Source organism: Curtobacterium sp. MCLR17_054 (assembly GCF_003234335.2).
Lineage (GTDB): Bacteria > Actinomycetota > Actinomycetes > Actinomycetales > Microbacteriaceae > Curtobacterium > Curtobacterium flaccumfaciens.
In genome coordinates, this window is the sequence record NZ_CP126264.1 from 86,597 (window position 1) to 103,835 (window position 17,239).

Below are 17,239 nucleotides of genomic sequence, written 5' to 3' on the forward strand. Positions count from 1 at the left end.
TGCGGGAAGAGGTGAAGGGCAATCTGGAGCCGAGCTCCAAAGGACGCTCTCCTAAATACGTCGCCCTTCCCGAACAGATCCTCGAGCTCACTTGGGCATGGGCTGACTACGTCAGTCTTAGTAGCCGAGTCCTTCTCCCCCTGTTACGGGGATGCACGCCCCGGTGAGGTAGGTGCTCTCAGCGATCCAGTGGATGGTCTGGGCGATCTCGTGGGGTTGGCCAAAGCGTCCGAGGGGGGTCCGCTCGAGGAGCCTGGCGCGGTGTCCTTCGTCGACCTGGGCGAACATGTCGGTTTCGGTGGAGCCGGGTGCGACAACGTTGATCCGGATGCCGCGTGGGCCGTACTCCCACATGATCGACCTCGCGAAACCCTCGAGGGCGGCCTTGGATGCCGTGTAGTGGCTGCTGCCAGGGATGCCGGCTTTGGAGCTCTCGGATGAGACCAGCACGACCGATCCCGAAGCCTGACGATTTATCACGCTCATGATGTGTTTGGTCGCCAGGATCGCCCCGAACGTGTTCACCCGGAAGACCTCCTCCAGCGCGGCAGGTGTCATCCGCACGAGGAGGTCCTGACGGACGATTCCGGCGTTCACCACGGCAACATCGAGCCGACCCGCCTCGGCCGCGATAGTCCGGACGGCGGTCCGAACACTGGCATCGTCCGTCACGTCCGCCTCCAACGGACGCACTCCCTCCGGAACGCCACTGCCACGGTGCGTGCCGTATACGAGGTAGCCGGTGTCGGCTAGACGAGACGCAGTAGCGGCGCCGATGCCTCGCGATGCTCCTACTACGAGAGCTACCTGCTGGTGGTTTGTATTCTGGTTAATCACGGATGTACTCTATTGGGGCGTGGTCGGCAATGGTGCCGGCACGGTTGCGGGTCCATTGGACGATGGCCGTTCCGGGCGTAGGAAACATCCACCAGCAGAAGCTGGAGGGCCTGCGGATAGGTACGTGGCCGCGGTCGGAAGACTTTGACTTCCTGTTCGAGGAGCCGGTTCCGGCGCCGCAGCTCACAGGCCTCTTCGGACTCAGCGTGCGGGGTTCCAGGTCGTTCTCTGTCGTCCACCGCAGCGCGGCGCAGCCACTTCGTCAACATCATCGAGCGAACACCGAAGTCGGCGGCGAGCTCGAACGAGCGACACGACACGAACCCGCTGTGCGCCGAGAACGATGTCCGGTAACCCTCCACCACCTCGACGCCGGTGATAACGAGCGCGCTCTCCCAACTACCCGTCCCAAGATATCGTACATGCATACACAAAAGTCGACATGGGGTACTGGAAAGGCAACATGGTGCAGTTTGGGATCGTGCTGGTTGGGCGAGTTCGGGAGGTAGCGGGTGAGCGCAGTAGAGACCGAGTCCAAACGGGAGAGCGGTCCGGCCGCGGACAAGATGGTGATGCGAACGTGCACGTCGCCGGACCGGTGCAGGTGAACTTCCGTCGTTTGACGTTTAAGCCGGGCGCGACCACGGGCAAGCACTGCCACTACGGCCGCTTGGTGGGAGTCGTTGAGGCGGGCGCGCTGACGCATTACGCGTCGATCTACCCAGGCGGCATGCACGTCTACCATGCCGGCGACACAATCAACGAGGGTCCCGGATACGTGCACGAAGGGGTCGACGCCGCCGCTGGTGCTATATGTCACCTACCTCACCCCGGAGGGCAAGCCGCTCGCGGAAACCGACCTTAGCAACTGCGACGCATCGTAGCTGCCGTCACTCGGGTGCCACGGGCTGCGCGTCGTAATATCAGGCGCCGGCGACGAGGGTTTCAGCGTGGTTGGTGATGTGGTCCCAGCTGATCGCTGCGTCAGGGCGTTGCAGGTGGAACTGGGCTTGGGAACGGACACGTTGCTCGGCAGCGGTGATGAGCGGATCGGCGAGTGCTCCAAACTCGTCGTTGAAGCTGATCTGCTCATCCCGGTCGTGCTCCTCCAGCCTCGGCAGTAGAACACTCATCCGCTTCCGCGCTTCTGTGAGGTGCTTCGCGGGGACACGGTCGAGGTGTTCCAGGACAAAGCTGCGGATCATGTGCATATATTCCGCTGCTCGCCGGTACGCGTCCGGGGACCGGTCCGGGATGCGGGTGTACCGGCTGGGTTACATCTCGATCAGCCCGTCTGCGAGCATCGCGATCGCTTCCCGGATCGGGGTCCGTGGTACCTGCAACCATGCGGTCAGGTCCGCGTCGTTGAGTTTCTCGCCGGGTTCGAGCTGACCGTTATCGATCTCGTCCCTGATTCGGGAGTACGCAACATCACGGATCAGTTGACGTTGGGGTTCAGGCGAGGGTTGCGGCACGGGCAGGCATGCAACGGTATGCCACCGGCCTGCCATACGGTCAAGCTGACCACCGGATCAGTTCACCAGGCGAGGGGCACAACTGTAGGCAGCGCCGGTTTGTAATCGCTCAACCGGCACCGATCGGGCTGGTGGAGCTGGTCGATATGGGACCGTTTTCAAACACTTTGCCTGGTCGCCTACGGCGTGGAGATCACGCGCCACCGGCCTCACGGCGTTCATGCCGTGCGCGCGCTGACGCTGATGACTATTTGCCAGACTTCCTCACCGAGTACGCCTGCGCCCCGTGATCGCACACACCGCACCAAAGGGCGAAACTGCCTACGACCTCCCCGCCGCAGTGGAAGTTGTAGCTGCCCTCGACCCCGCCGCCGCAAACGAAGACACCGCAGCCCTCGACAGCGTCAGCCGTCTCCCAGTCAGCCATATCGAGATCACCTGCTGCGCGGCCAGCGCACGCCGGCTGATCCGCTCGTCCGTCGAGTCTTCCGCTTTAACGGTGGGTGAGGGTGCTGGCAGTTGCTGGTTTCCAGTCCGCTCAGGGGGACGGGTGGCTGATTGCGAACGCGTTCAGCGAGGGCATCCACCCGATTACCCAGCGTGTTCGGCCGCAACCGGTAGAAACCTTGCACCTTCGCCGCCGTCGCTGGCCCATATCCCCAGGATGTCCTGCTCCCCAGTGGCGGTGACATCCATGACAGCAGGAGCCAATGCCCCTACCTCTCAGGAGTCAACCAAACCTGCAGCAGTCCCGACGACGGTGGTGCACGCGCGACGCCCGGACGGGGAAGCCCCTCCGATGCGTCCTGCCGCAGCGAGGAAGGATCCTGCTCCGCAGGATCGGACGGGCCGACGAGCAGCGCCACTACTACCCCAAGCCCACAAGCGCGCTGGCCTTGTGATTCTCCACAAAGAAGTAGACACGCCGGTCTACCTGCGCGCGTTTGTAGGTAATTAGTACTTCGCTACAGGAAGCGAGGGTTGCAGTGGCGCATACACGGTGCAACCCGAGCAGGAAGCCTCACTTTTGGGCGGGCTTCCGACATTCCGCCGCGGTCGCAGTGGTGTGCCATCTGGTGCAACCGCGGCGGGGCCGGGGGAAACGTGTCCGGGCTGGGAACTTCGGGCCGCTTTTCCCCGGATCGGCTTCCAGACCTTCGTTGACCCGTGGTCTGGAAGGGGGTGTCGGACGGCGGTGGAGTATTGGCTTCGTGGGAGCTGCCGTCCGACATTCGCCACACTCCTCGCGCGGCCGCGCCGGAGCTCATGGCCGAGGTCCTCGAGTTCCGCGCCCGCCTCGAGCAGGCCGAGCACGACGCCGACCGGTACTACGTCGAGATGTGCCGCCGACCCGCCCCCGCCGAACCGACCGCATCGCGCGAGACCTTCGCGGAGCTCTCCCGCGCCGCCCGTCACGAAGCAACGATGGACCGCATGTTCCCCCGATACGCCGGCGCCCGCGCCTGACCACGGAGACTAGAACCATGACCACAGCAGTGAGCTTCACATCGACCGTGGGAGTGCTCGGGAGGTGGGGGGGCGAAGTGTCGGTCTAGGTGTTCCTCGTCGCCGGGGTGCTGCTCACCCTCGGTGGGGTTGCCGCGCTCCTCGTTCGTCGAGCGGGAGAGGAGGCTAGGGCGTGTCTTGCAATTGGTGGAGCCAGGCGATGACGGCGTTGAGGACGACGGCGGCGCGGTAGACGATCGCGAGTTTGTCGTACCGGGTCGCCAGGCCTCGCCACTGCTTCAACCGACAGAAGCCGCGCTCGATGACGTTGCGCTGTTTGTAGTCGATCGGGTCGTAGGTGACGGGTCTGCCGCCGCGGAATCCGCGCCGCTTTCGGTGTCCTTGCTGGTCGCGGGGTTCCGGGATCACTGCCTCGATGCCGCGACCGCGCAGATGGGCTCGGATGGCTCGGGATGAGTACGCCTTGTCACCGCGGAGCTTCTCGGGTCGGGTGCGTGGCCGGCCGACTGGCCGAGCGACGCGAAGCTCGGCCAGCAGGGGCAGCAGCATCGGTGAGTCGCCGGCCTGCCCGGGTGTGATCAGTGTCACCAGCGGCAGCCCGTGCCCGTCGACGAGCTGGTGCACCTTCGTGGACAGGCCGCCGCGGGAGCGGCCGAACCCGTGGTCAGGCGGCTCGGACCGAGGATCCGTGTAATTCGATGAAGCCCCCTGTGGTGCGGGTGATGTTCGTGGCGTGCTGATGCGCACGGGCGATCGTGGAGTCCACCGACACCGACCAGTCCACCTGCCCGGCCGCGTCCGCCGCGGTCAAGAGCCGGTCGAGGACGATATCCCAGGTGTCATCGCCAGCGAGCCGGCGATGCCAAGCCCATACCGTCTGCCACGGCCCGAACGTCCGCGGCAGGTCCCGCCACGCGATCCCGGTCCGGTACCGGTAGATGATGCCCTCGACCATGCTCCTGGCGTCCGCGAACGGCCGCCCCGCGCGACCCGTCCGACCGGGCAACAAATCAGCGATCAACACCCACTGAGCATCCGAGAGCAACTGGAAGCGAGGCACCCCAACAGCATCCAGGAATCACGAGCAACCGATTACAAGACACGCCCTAGCTCGGGGGGACGGCGGCCGGAACCAGGACTGTATGGGTTCTGCTCGGGAAGCATATATCCAACGATAGCCGACTATTGGGAAAATTTAATCAGCCGCTATCGATCGCAATCTCCGCTACCTGATACGCGGGGCGCGTACGGAGATCACCCACCTCGACAACGACGACCACGCTGACCCAGCACGGCGCCGATAATATTGATTATGTCAGTTGGGACTTTTGGCACCCCCCTTCCCGTTAGAGATCCCATACGCCGGATGCTGCCATCAACGCCGGTACGGGGCCTACCGGCCATGCCGAGGCCCGGTCACGTTCAGAGCTTCCGGCCGGGACCGGGAGCCGCAAGGCCAAGGGAGCCGGCAAGCCGGCACTGTGAGGCCCTGCGGGCCCGGTGTTGTGCCGTGAAGCCTTCGGCAGCGTACGGACGCTCGGGCGGAGCGCAAGCGGCAAGCCGCCGCCTCCTCCGAGATTTTCGGCGCGCGCTTCGCTTATTTCGCGCCGAAATTCTCTCCCCACCGCCCCAAGGGGTTGCACACCACCCGCTCGTCCTAGCGGCGACAAGTCGCCTTCACGGCAAAACAACGAGAGGGAGAGGAAACACCCATGCAACACATCGACACTCCGACCACCGTCCTTCCCACGAATGCAGTCGCTGCCCTGTTCCGCACAGAGCTCCGGACCCGGTTCCCGGGCGTCAAGTTCTCCGTGCGCTGCTCCACCGGCACCGCGGCCGCATGGATCACCGTTCACCACGAGGACGGCCCCACCAGTGCTCAGGTGGACGAGATCTGTGGCAAGTACGAGGGCCGTTCGTTCGACGGGATGACCGACACCTACACCGACCACGGCACCACGTTGATCGCCGGGGAACCGGGACAGATGCCGACCGAAGTTCGGTACTGCTGCGACAGCATCAACACCTCCCGCGACTACACCCCCGCCGGGCACCTCGAAGCGCAACGCATCATCCGGGAATCCAGCAACATGCCGCACCTGATCCTCTGCGACGACGCCGGCGTCCTCGTGGACGGCCGGGACATTACGGACGGGCAGGGCTGCGAGTTCAACGACGGCGACCGCGGCTGGGACCGCCCGCAACTTTCCGCCTGGTCCGCGGTCCGGTTCCTGCTGCAACACACCGACCTCACCCCGACCCCCGCACCATCCACGGGACGGGCACGCCAGTAACCCGGGGTGGGGCCGCGCCGCCGCAACCACCTGCGCCGCGGCCCCACCCACCTGCCCCACCGCCACAGAACCGCCCCCACGCACACGAGAAAGAACCAACGATGCCCACCACAGTCCGTGCCGACACTGCTGCCATGTCCGGTGCTGCGCGAACACCGAACGAAGCCGCTTCCGCTGCCCGTGGTGTCACGCCGCCGTACTCGGTGGCGCAGACCATTGCGTGGAGCAGCGCACCCGTTCCGCTCGCGCCCTCGCCAAACGGTGGGTGCCCGGGTCCCGGCGACGCCGCCAATACGACCAGGAACTCGACCGGTTCGACGCGATCCTCACCCACCTACACCGCCCCCACCACCTCGACACCACCACCGCGGCCATCCCGGATACCGGGGCACAGCAATGACCGCCACCACCCCGACCGTCGGCCGGCCGGATGTCATCAGCGACGCGGTCCGCTCCGCCGTCGACGAACTGTTCCTCACCGACCCCGGCATGCCCTCATCGCCATCGACCAGGCCACCACCGACCCATCCGAGCGAGTCCGAGAATGGGAACTCACTCCCGCCGAACGGCTGATCTGGGAGGCCTGGTACATGGTCGGCTTCGCCGCCGCCGCACCGGAACTGATGGCCGAGATACGCCGACAGCTCGAGCAGGCCAACCGGGACGCCGACCGGTACTACGCCGAGATGTGCCGCCGACCCGCCCCACCGGAACCGTCAGCGTCTCGGCCGTCGTTCGCGGAACTCTCCCGCCGCCGCGGCGAATACGACCGCGCCGCACGCGCTGACGCCCAATCGGTTGCGCTTACACGCCGAATGAGGGTTATGGGGTGATCGGTAACGTCGGTGCGTGACTTCGGTGTGGTGGGTGAACCAGGGGCAGTCGTGGCCGGTGGAGTTAGCGTTGGGTGTGTTGTGGGCGCCGTTGCGTGGCCGTGCCGGGCAACGCGTGCATCACTTTGAACGCCTCACTGCCCTCGCGGTCGGGGACACGGTGGTGCACTACGCAGGCAGCTGCATCGTCGCGGTCAGCGAGGTTACCGCCACTGCCGTCCAGAGCGAGCGTCCGTACGAGCCAGATGGTCGTGTCGGTTGGGTGCTGCGGGTGCGCGTGAGTGAACTCGATCGATATGTGCCGTTGCATGAGATATCGAAGGCGGCGCGTGTTGCGGCTGCTGGTCCTGGTGCCGCGTTCGACTCGGACGGTGGTGTCGGCAACGGCTACGTATTCACACTCCCTAACCCGGCGCTCTCCGTAGTTCTAGACGTTGTCGGTCTTCGCCCTGCACCCGGCACGACCACCACGGACCAGCATGGAGGGGGCTGCAGGGACTGGTTCGGTGGCGACCGAACTGATGGTCGCCGGGTGGGGTCGTATCGGTTGGAACAGCCGCTGCTGCGCAGAGCACTCCTGCGTGGGCGTCTGATAGCGCCGTGCGACTTCTGCGGCCGTGTTTTTCCAGTCGCGCTCTTGGCGACGGCGCACATCAAGCCCCGCGCCCGCTGTAGCTTCGAGGAACGCACCGACCTGCATATCGCTGTTCTCGCCTGCGTCCTCGGCTGCGACGCGCTGTTCGAGCATGGGTACATCACTGTCGACACCGCCACTGGCATGATCCGCGGCCGCCACGCCAACGATTCCGGCACCGACCTCGGCGACGTGATCGGTGATCTCGCCGGCCGCAAATTCCGCACCCTTACTCGGCACAACGTCGGCTACTTCCGCTGGCACGACGCCTATCACGGCCACCGTTCAGAACAGGCGGGGTTGGTTCTCGTCGACGCCGGCGAGGGCGCCGCTGATTCGGGCTCGGTCCCATCCGTGGGTGAGGAGCACTCGGCGGAGCTCACGTGAGCGCTGTACCCGCTGGCGGCGGCTGGTGCCCCGCCACCCGAGCGCCGAGTATTGGTTCCCGCCGCGGTGTTTCTGCTCCCGGTCGAGCATGTTCACCCGCTGGTTCCCGACGAACAGGTGTGACACGGCCGGGTCGCCGTCGACGTGCACGCACAACGGCACGTCGCAGGCGTGTAGCAGCATCACCGACGACGGCAACACCGTCCCGGTGGTCTGTTCGTGCGCGTACCGGGATGGCCGCAATGCCTTTTGTCGGCCGTCGCGGCGGACCCAGAACCGCTCCCGCTCGTCCAACATCACACCCGCCACCTAACGCCCACCGCGACCCCGGCTCGCCGCCCACGTCGTGTCAGGCGCGGGCGTTGCGGAGCGCTCGGCTGCGGGGGTGGAGTGCGGTGAGGGTGTCGATCAGGAATGCGGATTCCCAGCACAGCTCGACGCGCATGCTGACGGTGAGGTAGTTGCTGCATTCCACGATTGCGCGGATTGCCTGCCCTGGCCGGGAGGAGTCCTGGAGGTAGTGCCGGTACAGGGCGCGCACGTTCGCGACGCTCACCGACGCGACAAGGTCGGCCGTGTCGTCGTTTGGCCCGTCGAACTGTAGGTGGAGCAGGTCTTCGAGTGCGTCCGCGATCCGATCCGGTAGCGCAGCCACGTCGATGCTGCGGAGCGTCTCTGCCTCGTCGTCGGTGACAGTGAGGCAGACGTGCCGGGCGGCTTCGGCGACGTCAAGGCATCGGTGCAGCGCGGCCGCGGTTCGGGACTTCGGTGGGAACCGGTGGTCGCTGGCGGCGCGGATCGCGTCCGCGTCCGCGACACTGATCGTCACCCGCCGGCCCGTCCGCTCCGCGACGGTCATCGGCGGCAACGGCAAACCCCGCATCGGTGCCACGCGCACACTCATTCGGCGGTGCCCCAACCCGCGAAGTGGTCGCGGGCAACGCTGTCACCGTCAATGTTGCTCTCGTCGTCGCGGTCGTTCCCGGCACCGTCGGGTGCGGTGTCCACAGTGGTGCTACTCTGCACGGTTCCGAGGTCCGACGCCGTGTCGGGCGCCACGTCCACGGCATCGCTTGCCGGGGTGGGCTCTTCGGTGGCCGTGACGGGCTTGGGGAGTTCCCGGCCGGTGATGCCGAGCCGCTCGGCGACTTCGGACCGGCTCGCCCCGAGGGTGAGCATCTCCGTCGCGGCGCGGGTTGCGCGCTCACGTGCGGCGGTGCCGTCGCGTTCCCCGCGTTCTCGAACTCGGGTGATCTCTTTCACGATCCGGTCCGCGATCTGGTCCAGCTCGTCTGCTGCGACGAAGTAGTCCGCAGCGAGCTGCTCCAACCGGTCCTGCTTCGCGCGGAACTCCGCCGCTTTCGCGCGTGCCCGCTGCCGGGCCTGCACCTGCTTGCCCGACTTCCGAACCGTCCCCGCCACCTGCTACTCCAATCGCTTCCCTCGGCGGCACCGGCCGGTGCCGCCGAGGGTCACTATCACGAACCAGATCGGACGAGTCCTGATGGTTGTGGATAACTCCACCGCGAGAGCCCCCCGGCCCGTGCGGTGGCTCGCGCGGCACGACGCGGCGGGGACTGGTCGGGAGGTGGAGCGCCCTGCGGGCACACTGCGCGTGTGCGGCCCCGTGTCGGGGCGCGGGTCATGCAGTGCGAAGTCGACCCCGTCGGCTCGTGTCGGCTCCTTCGTTCCTCAGCCGCCACCACTTCCCCTCGCGGTCTCCAACGCCTGCACGCACTCCCGACTCCGCAAGCTCCATCGTCCGTGGACGGCCTGCTGTCCTTGGCTGGGGGTTCATGACCCTCGTTCCTCACGCCACGAACCCCCAGCCTGCGGCCAACAACCCGTCACACCTCTGGCATTAGTAATGAATCAGGCTCCGCTCCCGGCAGGATCGGGGTGATGTTCCGCACTCCGCACTCGTGTTTGACGCTTCCTCAACGTCGCTTCAGCGCTGTTTTGGTGCGGTTCGCGCTGATGTTTCGGCCACTCCTCGGTGACCTTCCGGGTGGTGGTGTGCGGTGATGATGCTGCATGTCCTGTCCGCAGGGGACGGGTACCTGTACTACACGGACCAGGTCGCGACCGGGGACCGGAAGCGGGACAAGAAGCGCGGCTTGACGGACTACTACACGGTCGAGGGGAACCCGCCGGGCCGGTGGATGGGTGGCGGGCTGAAGCACCTTGGGGTGTCGGGTGAGGTCATTGAGGCGCAGATGAAGGCCCTGTTCGGTGAGGGCCTGCACCCGGACGCGGACCGCATCATCGCGGAACGTCTCGCCGCTGGAGACACCCCGCAGGAGGCGCAGAACGCTGCCCGGTTGGGACGGAAGTACTACGCGTACCAGCAGAAAGACAACGCCCTGGTGCGGGAGATTCGGGAGGGCTTGGACTCCTTCGAGCGCCGCTTCCACCGTGCCCCGACGGCGGATGAGCGGCGCCAGATTCGCGCCCGGGTGGGCGCGGTCGCGTTCCAGAAAGCGAAGGGCCGGCAGCCGTCCAGTAAGGAAGAGCTCGGACGGTTCATCACCGCCGCAACGAAGCCCGCGCAGCAGGCCGTCGCGGGGTTTGATCATGTTCTCTCGCCGGCGAAGAGCGTGTCCGTGCTGTGGGCGCTCGGCTCGAACCGGGACCGGCGGCTGATCAAACAAGCGCAGGATGAAGCGTTGGAGTCCACGATCGGGTTCCTGCAGCGGGAGGGCATCGCGACCCGTGCCGGGACGAACGGGGTAGCGCAGATTGACGTCGATGGCGGCTTCAACGCGACCATGTTCCGCCACTACACCTCCCGCACCGGGGACCCGCAACTGCACGACCACCTGGTGGTGTCGAACCTCGTCAAGGGGGTCGACGGGAAGTGGCGCACCATCGACTCGAAGCTGCTGCACCGGATGACGGTCGCTGCGTCCGAGCACTACAACCACGAGGTCCTCGCCCGCATCAGCAGCAAGATGGGCGTCGAAGTCGAGGCCCGACAGGTCACCGCGGGCAAGCGGCCAGTGATGGAGATCGCTGGTGTCGATCAGCGCCTGATCGACGCGTTCTCCGCCCGCAGCCAACAGATCAAGAAGCTCATCACCAAGCTCGAACGCGAGTACCGGAATGAGCACGGCCGCGCACCCGGCGCGAAAGCACGGATGCAGTTGGCGCAGCAAGCCACCCTGCAAACCCGGCCCGACAAACCCAAAGCGCAGCCCCTCAGCGAGGTGCTGGCCGGGTTCAAACAGCGCGCGGCAGGCATCATCGGCGACCACAAGGTCAGCCACCACACCGCCCGCGTCCAGCAAACCGGAGACCGTCTCCGCCACACAAAGCGGCGCGAACAACAGGCCGCGGAACGCGACGGCGTGCCGGCTGCCGAGGTCGATCAATCGGCGGTGGCCGCGGAGATCGTCGCGACGGTGTCGGAGCATCATGCGGTGTTCGGGTGGAACCACGTCCTCGCCGAAGCCGAACGCTGGGTCATGGTGAACCGGTTCGGGGACGAGCGACGGGTGGAGCTCGCCCACGCGATCGCGTCGACCGCGATCACCGGGAACGTCGTCGCGATCACCCCGCCGCAACCGCACCGCTTCGAGCCCCTCACCCGCGCAGATGGCCATTCCTTCTACGCCCACAAGGGCTCCGACCTCTACACCTCCCACACCCTCCTCACCGCCGAGGACACCCTCCTCGCCGCCGCAACAACACACACCCACGCACCGGTCAGCGCCGCATCCTTCGCCAAGACACTCGCTGCATTCGACGGGCAGTTGGATGCCGGGCAGCAGCTCCTCGCGCAGGAATTCGTCACCTCTCCGCAGGTGCTGAAGGTCGGGATCGGCCCGGCCGGGGCCGGGAAAACCACCGCCATGCGCCTCGCCGTGCAAGCCGCCACCGACGCCGGCGGGAAGGTCGTCGGCTTAGCCCCGTCGTCCGCCGCCGCACGGGTGATGCGCGCCGAGCTCGGCATCAAGGCGACCACGATCCACGGCTACCTCGGCGCCCGGAAGCGTGGCTCCGGCCCTGCTCTCGGCCCCGGCGATATCCTCCTGATCGACGAAGCCGGGATGGCTGGCACCGAGAACCTCGCCCGCCTCGTCGACGATGCTGAATGGCGTGGTGCGCACGTCCGGCTCCTCGGCGATGACCGCCAGCTCGACGCCGTCGAAGCTGGCGGCGCACTCCGGCTCCTCGACAACCGCACCGACAGCGTCCACCTTGAAGAACTCCACCGGTTCCGGAACGCGGAGGAAGCGGCCGCGTCGCTGCTGCTGCGCGACCCCACCCTCGAAGGCGACCGGTTCGCCTGGTATCTGGAAAACGGTCGTATCTTCGGCGGCAGCAAAGAGGTCCTCGAGCAGCTCGCGTTCGAGCACTGGCAGACCGACACCGCCGCCGGCATGACCACTCTTATGCAAGCCAGCTCGAACGAGCAGATGGCGGCCCTGAACGAGAAAGCGCAAGCGCACCGCATCCTCACCGGCCACGTCACCGGCCGGAAGAAAACCATCCTCCGAGACGGCACCTACGCGCACACCGGCGACACCGTCATTACCCGGGAGAACAACGCGCTCCTGCGCTACAACCGGGGCCGCGACCGGGTCGAGAACGGCGACCTCTGGCCCGTCAAGAAACCCAATCGCGACGGGTCGCTCCTCGTCGAACACGCCACATCCGGCCACACACTGCTGCTGCCCGCCGATTACGTGCAGCAGCATGTGCACCTCGGTTACGCCGCCACCGTCAACCGCGGCCAGGGCTCCACCAGCGATATCGGCCGCGCGTTCGCGTCGTCAATGACGAGCCGCAACAACGTCTACGCAGCGCTCACCCGAGGGAAGTTCGGCAACTACCTCTACGTCGAAACCGGAGACGGGCAAGACGTCCGCGACGTGTTGGCGCAGATCGCAGACAACTACGACCACGTCCTCTCCGCCCACGAAACCATCGAACACGAACAATCCCGCGTCGACGACCTCCCCACCCTCGTCGACCAGTACGCCGACGTCGCCACCCGCGCCGACACCTTCCGCCTCACCGCCATCGCCACGAAAGCCCTCGGTGAGACCCGCGTCGTTGAGCTGGCGAAGAACGAAAGCTGGGACGCGGTCCTCGCCGGCATCGCGCACGCCGGACGCATCGGCATGGACCCCGTCACCGTGCTCGCCGCCGCGCACGCGGAACGAGAGTTCGGGACCGCGGAAGACGAAGCCGCCGTGCTGTCGTGGCGTCTGGAACGCCGCATCGAACAGTTCAAAAAGGATCACCCTGACCGGGTGGACGCCGCCACAACGGAAGCGGACACGCATCCGATTCCGGCGTGGATCGCGGACCGGAAAGCCCTCGGCAGCACGCACACGCCGGACACATGGCGGGCACACCTGCAGGAACGCTACGACTACCTCACCCTCCGTCTCCACGAATACGGCACCGGTATCGCCGCCGACCAACCCGCCTGGGCGACCCAACTCGGGCCGGTCCCTGACCACGGGGCACGCCGCGACGCGTGGACCCGCCTCGCCGCGGAGATCTCCGTGTTCCGCAGCAAATACGGCATCGACCCCACCACCCCAGACGCCATCCCGGAGGAGAAGCAGACCAAGCCGCTCGGGAAAGCGCTCTCGGGACGGGTCACCGCGATGCACAAAGCCGCGATGCTCGCCACCGCCACCGCCACCACCGCCACCACCACCACCCCGGAGCGCCTCACCGCGGAACACCACCGTGCCGAAACCGCCGCACAAAGCGCGACCGAGCACCGCCGCACTGCCGTCCTCACCGCCGAAGCCACACCGCAGAGGAGCGGCGACGCTGTGGTCGACGCCGACCACACGCATGCTTCACCTGCGCCATCCCAGGCGGCGGTCGAAGGCGCGCAGCCGACGGAGACACCGATGATGCGCGCCGCGAGGACGGCGACCGTGGACGCAGCCGCCCGCAGCATCGACACCGACGCCGGCCCTGCGGCGACCGCTGCCGGGCAGGTCGCCGCTGCTGCGGAAGCCGGCCGTGCGCAGCGGACCGCCACCGCTGCAGTCGCCGAGATCGCGTCGCAGCGCACACGGGAAGAGCGCTCCGCGCTCACCGCTGCCGGCATCGACCACACCATCCGCACCCCGGAACGCATCAGCGACACCGGCATCCGAGAATCAGACACACCAGCCGCAGCAACCCACGGGAAGCGTGCCGCCGAGCATGACGCGCCGGCTGCCGTCACCGAGGACGCTCAGCCGGCAGAGACACCGATGATGCGCGCCGCACGCATCGCCACCCAGCAGGCGATCGCCCGCCCCCAGGAAGGAACCAGAATGCCCACAACCAGCACCGAAATCGCCGAGCAGCACGCTGCCGTAGCGCGGGCGGTCCGCTTGCAGCAGGCCGCCGCGCGGAAGGCGCAGCAGGCCGCCCACGACGCAGCCGCCGCCGACCTCCGCCTCGCCACTACCCGCACCGACCAGGAACGCGCCCTTCTCGCCGCTGCCGGTATCGACCCCGACACCGTCCACGACCTCCCCGAACGCCTCGACGGCGCACCCGCACGACACGACGATGAACACACCCGCGAGCAGGACACCGGCCGCGAACTCTGACCCCACAACCGTGGGTGCGGCCGTGGCGGTGAGTCTGCATAAGGGTGGGGCCGGTAGCGGGACTTGAACCCGCAACCCCCGCATTACAAGTCCGGTGCGCTCCCAATTGCGCCATACCGGCAAACCCACACGCCCTCGGACAGGGCGCTGGGTTGGTGGGCCGGGCGGGACTTGAACCCGCGCATCGGTCCGTTATGAGCGGACTGCCTTCACCAGCTTGGCTACCGGCCCACACCTGCCAGAATAATGCCTGCGCATGACGCGGTCCGCCTTGGTGTAACGGCAGCACGTCAGCCTTTGGTGCTGCACGGTCCAGGTTCGAATCCTGGAGGCGGAACTTCCCGCCACCATCGGGATGGCCGGTTTGGGTGCCCTTGGCGGGATTCGAACCCGCACCTGCGACGATTTTAAGTCGTCTGCCTCTACCAATTGGGCTACAAGGGCCAAGCCGCCGTGCTGGCGGTGCTGTGTGCCCGCAGGGGCTCGAACCCTGGACCCGCGACTTAAAAGGACGCTGCTCTGCCAACTGAGCTACAGGCACGTAAGCGGAACCCCCGTACCCTTGTCACCGGGATGTGCGGTACCGCCGGGTCGCACAGCCCGGGCACGGATAAGGGCCCGACACTGCGTCAACAGTGGCGGACCCTCCGTGCTCTCCGAGTGGGAAAGCCAGGGACGGAGCTGCGTCCCCGAGTCTTCGCTCGGGATCCAGTGTAATCGGGACGTGTCCTGATTGCACGCTCCCCTTGGCTTGTCTGCTTCTTGTGTCCGCCGGCGCTGGCACACGGAAGGTGGGGGCTCATGTCGGAAGGCAACGAGCCGCGCCGCAGACGTGAGGTGCCGTGGTTGGGAATCGCGAGCTTGCTCGTGACTCTGGCCCGGTTCGCTCTGGATCTGTGGCGACGAGGCTAAGGAGATAACGGCGGCGGCCCCAGACACCACCTCGTGGTGACCTGGGGCCGCCGTCCGTACGGGCGTTGCCCGTCAGCTGAGTGCTTCCCAGCCAGTGGGCGGTTCAGCGAGCACGATTGCGGACTGCTTCCGGGTGCAGCCACCATTCCGGACACCAGGGATGCTCCCGCCGGGACCCCTCGAATCGGAGCATCCGGGCTCGCAGCCACGCCAGGAACCCCTCCGTCGGCGACACGTCCTCCCCAGTGTCGGGGTGTTCGGGATCTTCCGGCGGCACCCGCCCGTCGTCCTCGCCGTGCGGGGGTTGGTTGTAGCCGTCGGGCAGCTCGCCGGGGCTGAACCGGATCGGCCGGGTCGGCTGGGTCACTTGGGTGATGGGTTCGGTGGTGGCGTCGGTCATGCGGGCTGCTCCTGGGGAAGTCGGGCGCTGATGCGGGGCTGCAGGGTCGGATGCTGAAACCAGGGCATGACCTGGACTTGGACGGGGCGGGCTTTGCTGGAGAACACCACGGCCCGCCACTCCGGCAACGCCGCGAGCCGGCGAAGATCCAGTCGCGGATCTGCTCGGTGACGGTGTCGACTAGGGCGCGTCTTGTAATCGGTTGCTCGTGATTCCTGGATGCTGTTGGGGTGCCTCGCTTCCAGTTGCTCTCGGATGCTCAGTGGGTGTTGATCGCTGATTTGTTGCCCGGTCGGACGGGTCGCGCGGGGCGGCCGTTCGCGGACGCCAGGAGCATGGTCGAGGGCATCATCTACCGGTACCGGACCGGGATCGCGTGGCGGGACCTGCCGCGGACGTTCGGGCCGTGGCAGACGGTATGGGCTTGGCATCGCCGGCTCGCTGGCGATGACACCTGGGATATCGTCCTCGACCGGCTCTTGACCGCGGCGGACGCGGCCGGGCAGGTGGACTGGTCGGTGTCGGTGGACTCCACGATCGCCCGTGCGCATCAGCACGCCACGAACATCACCCGCACCACAGGGGGCTTCATCGAATTACACGGATCCTCGGTCCGAGCCGCCTGACCACGGGTTCGGCCGCTCCCGCGGCGGCCTGTCCACGAAGGTGCACCAGCTCGTCGACGGGCACGGGCTGCCGCTGGTGACACTGATCACACCCGGGCAGGCCGGCGACTCACCGATGCTGCTGCCCCTGCTGGCCGAGCTTCGCGTCGCTCGGCCAGTCGGCCGGCCACGCACCCGACCCGAGAAGCTCCGCGGTGACAAGGCGTACTCATCCCGAGCCATCCGAGCCCATCTGCGCGGTCGCGGCATCGAGGCAGTGATCCCGGAACCCCGCGACCAGCAAGGACACCGAAAGCGGCGCGGATTCCGCGGCGGCAGACCCGTCACCTACGACCCGATCGACTACAAACAGCGCAACGTCATCGAGCGCGGCTTCTGTCGGTTGAAGCAGTGGCGAGGCCTGGCGACCCGGTACGACAAACTCGCGATCGTCTACCGCGCCGCCGTCGTCCTCAACGCCGTCATCGCCTGGCTCCACCAATTGCAAGACACGCCCTAGCGGCCGACGCGGCGCAGCCACAGCGGTGGCAGTGGGAACAGGCATGAGAAGCCTCCAGAGGGCATGAGGAACGAACCGACCCACCAGGCAGCGGTGGACGGCAACAGAAAACAGAGGAGCGAGCGGTGCCCGGGTTAGCCGGTCAGATCACCGGAAGACTCCGCGGCTATCGGGTTAGTAGCAGGCGTAGTAGGTCACGGACCCGCCATTCCCGATCGAGTGCGCGGTCGCGCCAAGCCAGCCGCCGGCAGCGATGAGCTGACGTGCCGGAGCGGGCGGGGGTGAAGTACGACCCCACGT

General features: G+C 66.9%; 13 protein-coding genes and 5 tRNA genes. 7 read left to right on the forward strand and 11 right to left on the reverse strand.

Going from position 1 to position 17,239, the window contains the following annotated elements:
• Positions 1-117: 117 nt before the first annotated feature.
• The 3 genes from DEJ08_RS18465 to DEJ08_RS18475 all read right to left on the reverse strand — a co-directional run bounded on the left by DEJ08_RS18465 (position 118) and on the right by DEJ08_RS18475 (position 2,312).
• Entirely contained in the window at positions 118-837 is a 720-nt protein-coding gene (locus tag DEJ08_RS18465) for an SDR family NAD(P)-dependent oxidoreductase (RefSeq protein WP_111055740.1), read from the reverse strand.
• A gap of 923 nt (positions 838-1,760) precedes the next feature.
• Positions 1,761-2,048 carry a hypothetical protein gene (locus DEJ08_RS18470; RefSeq protein ID WP_111055739.1) on the reverse strand — a complete coding sequence of 96 codons (288 nt, stop codon included), beginning with the start codon at positions 2,046-2,048 and terminating at the stop codon, positions 1,761-1,763.
• A gap of 63 nt (positions 2,049-2,111) precedes the next feature.
• Positions 2,112-2,312 (reverse strand): GntR family transcriptional regulator, encoded by a 201-nt coding sequence (locus DEJ08_RS18475; protein ID WP_258367327.1) that lies wholly within the window; start codon positions 2,310-2,312, stop codon positions 2,112-2,114.
• A 1,266-nt stretch (positions 2,313-3,578) separates the two neighbouring features.
• On the opposite strand from DEJ08_RS18475, the gene DEJ08_RS18480 reads away from it, so the two are divergent.
• Positions 3,579-3,779, forward strand: a complete 201-nt coding sequence (locus tag DEJ08_RS18480) for a hypothetical protein (RefSeq protein ID WP_111055736.1) — start codon at positions 3,579-3,581, stop codon at positions 3,777-3,779.
• A gap of 165 nt (positions 3,780-3,944) precedes the next feature.
• Here the strand turns inward: DEJ08_RS18480 and DEJ08_RS18485 are convergent.
• Positions 3,945-4,839 (reverse strand): IS5 family transposase gene (locus DEJ08_RS18485; RefSeq protein ID WP_284180522.1). Its coding sequence is split into 2 segments (ribosomal slippage): positions 3,945-4,487 and positions 4,489-4,839, totalling 894 coding nucleotides; the frame shifts between segments, so codons are not numbered across the junction.
• A gap of 652 nt (positions 4,840-5,491) precedes the next feature.
• Between DEJ08_RS18485 and DEJ08_RS18490 the strand changes: the two genes are divergently transcribed.
• The 3 genes from DEJ08_RS18490 to DEJ08_RS18500 all read left to right on the forward strand — a co-directional run bounded on the left by DEJ08_RS18490 (position 5,492) and on the right by DEJ08_RS18500 (position 7,930).
• Positions 5,492-6,076, forward strand: a complete 585-nt coding sequence (locus tag DEJ08_RS18490) for an LPD29 domain-containing protein (RefSeq protein WP_111055710.1) — start codon at positions 5,492-5,494, stop codon at positions 6,074-6,076.
• A 396-nt stretch (positions 6,077-6,472) separates the two neighbouring features.
• The gene (locus tag DEJ08_RS18495; protein ID WP_284180526.1) at positions 6,473-6,649 is read left to right on the forward strand and encodes a hypothetical protein; all 177 of its coding nucleotides are present in this window, start codon (positions 6,473-6,475) and stop codon (positions 6,647-6,649) included.
• A gap of 276 nt (positions 6,650-6,925) precedes the next feature.
• The gene (locus tag DEJ08_RS18500; protein WP_146248602.1) at positions 6,926-7,930 is read left to right on the forward strand and encodes a hypothetical protein; all 1,005 of its coding nucleotides are present in this window, start codon (positions 6,926-6,928) and stop codon (positions 7,928-7,930) included.
• 349 nt (positions 7,931-8,279) lie between these two features.
• Here DEJ08_RS18500 and DEJ08_RS18505 read toward each other — a convergent pair whose 3' ends face one another.
• Together DEJ08_RS18505 and DEJ08_RS18510 are read right to left on the reverse strand one after the other, a co-directional pair.
• Positions 8,280-8,822 carry a hypothetical protein gene (locus DEJ08_RS18505; protein ID WP_146248603.1) on the reverse strand — a complete coding sequence of 181 codons (543 nt, stop codon included), beginning with the start codon at positions 8,820-8,822 and terminating at the stop codon, positions 8,280-8,282.
• Positions 8,823-8,830: 8 nt separating this feature from the next.
• Complete coding sequence (locus tag DEJ08_RS18510; RefSeq protein WP_111055714.1) at positions 8,831-9,352, reverse strand: hypothetical protein; 522 nt, start codon at positions 9,350-9,352, stop codon at positions 8,831-8,833.
• Between the two features lie 605 nt (positions 9,353-9,957).
• On the opposite strand from DEJ08_RS18510, the gene mobF reads away from it, so the two are divergent.
• Entirely contained in the window at positions 9,958-14,502 is a 4,545-nt protein-coding gene (mobF, locus tag DEJ08_RS18515; RefSeq protein ID WP_258367324.1) for a MobF family relaxase, read from the forward strand.
• A gap of 45 nt (positions 14,503-14,547) precedes the next feature.
• Here mobF and DEJ08_RS18520 read toward each other — a convergent pair.
• Positions 14,548-14,623, reverse strand: a tRNA-Thr gene (locus DEJ08_RS18520).
• A 32-nt stretch (positions 14,624-14,655) separates the two neighbouring features.
• Positions 14,656-14,733 (reverse strand) — tRNA-Ile (locus DEJ08_RS18525).
• Positions 14,734-14,767: 34 nt separating this feature from the next.
• Here DEJ08_RS18525 and DEJ08_RS18530 point away from each other — a divergent pair.
• Positions 14,768-14,839: transfer RNA gene (locus DEJ08_RS18530), tRNA-Gln, on the forward strand.
• A 32-nt stretch (positions 14,840-14,871) separates the two neighbouring features.
• Here DEJ08_RS18530 and DEJ08_RS18535 read toward each other — a convergent pair.
• The 3 genes from DEJ08_RS18535 to DEJ08_RS18545 all read right to left on the reverse strand — a co-directional run bounded on the left by DEJ08_RS18535 (position 14,872) and on the right by DEJ08_RS18545 (position 15,814).
• A tRNA-Leu gene (locus tag DEJ08_RS18535) sits at positions 14,872-14,946 on the reverse strand.
• A 24-nt stretch (positions 14,947-14,970) separates the two neighbouring features.
• A tRNA-Lys gene (locus tag DEJ08_RS18540) sits at positions 14,971-15,043 on the reverse strand.
• Between the two features lie 474 nt (positions 15,044-15,517).
• Positions 15,518-15,814, reverse strand: a complete 297-nt coding sequence (locus DEJ08_RS18545; protein WP_111055716.1) for a hypothetical protein — start codon at positions 15,812-15,814, stop codon at positions 15,518-15,520.
• Positions 15,815-16,044: 230 nt separating this feature from the next.
• Here DEJ08_RS18545 and DEJ08_RS18550 point away from each other — a divergent pair.
• A protein-coding gene (locus DEJ08_RS18550) for an IS5 family transposase (protein WP_284180522.1) occupies positions 16,045-16,939 on the forward strand; the annotation gives its coding sequence in 2 pieces (ribosomal slippage) (positions 16,045-16,395 and positions 16,397-16,939; 894 coding nt in all).
• Positions 16,940-17,239: the final 300 nt, after the last annotated feature.